Origin of the sequence: Serratia oryzae (assembly GCF_001976145.1) — a bacterium.
Taxonomy (GTDB): domain Bacteria; phylum Pseudomonadota; class Gammaproteobacteria; order Enterobacterales; family Enterobacteriaceae; genus Chania; species Chania oryzae.
The window spans coordinates 1-2,153 of the sequence record NZ_MOXD01000036.1; the positions used below are offsets into that span (position 1 = coordinate 1).

A 2,153-nucleotide genomic window follows, 5' to 3' on the forward strand; every position below is an offset into this window, starting at 1 on the left:
TGTCAGCCTGCCTTACGGCTACTGGCTGGCGGATTACAACTATTCCTACAGCGACTACCTCTCGACCATCAACAATCAGGGCTTCGACTGGCGCTCCAGCGGCGACAGCCAGACGCACCGTTTCAACGTTTCGCGCGTATTGTTCCGCAACAGCGAGATAAAAACCGGCCTGGCGCTGGGCCTGACGCACCGTATCAATCGCAACTACCTCAACGACGCCCGGCTGGAGAGCAGCAGCCGCAAGCTCACCAGCCTGTCGCTGGGCGTGACGCACAGCCAGAAGCTGTGGGGTGGTTTTGCCACCTTCAACCCGACCTACAGCCGTGGTGTGCCGTGGCTGGGGGCGGAAGACGACAGTGGTAAAAGCAACGATGCGCCGAGAGCGGAGTTCAACAAAACCTCGTTTTCCAGCAGCTATTACCTGCCGCTGGCGCAGAACTGGACCTATCTCACCAGCGTCTACGGCCAGTGGTCGCCCGATCGGTTATACGGCAGCGAACGCCTGACTATCGGCGGCGAAAGCTCGGTGCGGGGTTACAAGGAGCAGTATCTGTCTGGCGATAACGGCGGTTACTGGCGTAACGAGGTGAACTGGTCGCCATTCAGCCTGCCGTACCTCGGCACAATCACCCTGTTGGGTGCGGTAGACGGCGGTTACCTGCGCCACGACTCACAGGATACCTATGCCTCCGGCACGCTGTGGGGCGGCGCGGTGGGGCTCGGCAGCCGCAACCGTTATGTTGGCAGCCAGTTGACCGTCGGTTGGCCGCTGTCGCACCCGAGTTGGCTGGAGCCGGACCGGGTTTCTGTCTATTACCGCATCAATATTGTTCTTTAATATCCAGGGAAAGGTTTTAACACATGAGTCAGTCAACGGATCGTCCTCTTCATGCCACCCAACGTTGGCTGAGCTATGCCCTGTGTACCCTCCTGGTGTGGCAGCCGGTGTTACCCGCGTTTGCCAACGGTGTAAATGTTGCCGAAGGCAATACGAAACTCGATCAGGCCGCCAACGGTGTGCCGGTGGTCAATATCGCCACACCCAATCAGGCCGGAATTTCCCACAATAAATACAACGACTTCAACGTGGGAAAAGAGGGGCTGATCCTCAACAACGCTACCGACCGGCTCACTCAGAGCCAGTTGGGTGGTCTGATCCAGAACAACCCCAATCTGCAGGCAGGGAAAGAAGCCCAGGGCATCATCAACGAAGTGGTGGCCCCGAACCGTTCGCAACTGCAGGGCTATATGGAAGTGGCGGGTAAGCAGGCCAATGTGATGGTGGCCAACCCGTATGGTATCACCTGCGACGGCTGCGGTTTTATCAACACCCCGAATGCAACATTAACCACCGGTAAACCGGTGTTAGGTGCCGACGGCAGTTTGCAGGCGCTGGAAGTAACCCAGGGGGCGATCAGCATTCAGGGCCAAGGGCTGGATGCCAGCCAGAGCGACAAGTTCGCGCTGATTGCCCGTGCCACCGACCTCAACGCGCAACTGCATGCCAAAGACGCAACCATCACGCTGGGTGCCAACCGGGTGGATGCACAAGGCAACGCTACGCCGATCGCCGGTCAGGGCGACGTGCCAAAAGTGGCGATCGACACCGGTGCATTGGGCGGAATGTACGCCAACCGAATTCACCTGGTCTCCAGTGAAACCGGCGTCGGCGTTAACCTCGGTAACCTCAATGCCCGTGATGGGGATATCACTCTGGATGCCAACGGCAAGTTGACGCTGAATAACACGCTGGCGCAGGGGAACTTGACCGTCAATGCAGCCGATATTGCGCTGAGTGGCAGCCATGAGGCTGCTCAAAACGTCGCCTTGAACAGCCAGGGGCAGTTGGCACTGAGTAACACCTCGGTGAAAGCCGGTCAGCAGATCGCACTCAACGGCGGTGACCTGGCACTGGCGCAGACCACGCTCAGCGCATCCAAAGACCTTCAGGTGCATGCCACAGGCCAATTGACAGCGACCAACAGCACCCTGCTGGCAGGCACGGACGCACAAGGCAACCTGACCACCACCCAGCGGCTCGTCGTAAACGCCGGTGAGCAGAAGTGGCTGAACAGCCAGCTCGGGGCGGGAACGGTGATTGCCGCAGCCCAACGCGACTTGATTCTGGATGGTGGCTCGCAACTGACCGGGTT

General features: G+C 59.2%; 2 protein-coding genes. Both read left to right on the plus strand.

The window, feature by feature from the left end; translation table 11 throughout:
- Nucleotides 1-838 (plus strand): ShlB/FhaC/HecB family hemolysin secretion/activation protein (locus BMI79_RS22745; RefSeq protein WP_143555417.1); only part of this gene is annotated, 838 nt, incomplete at its 5' end.
- A 23-nt stretch (nucleotides 839-861) separates the two neighbouring features.
- Nucleotides 862-2,153, plus strand: a 1,292-nt coding sequence (locus BMI79_RS22750) for a filamentous hemagglutinin N-terminal domain-containing protein (RefSeq protein ID WP_125828880.1), incomplete at its 3' end; no start/stop codon positions are given.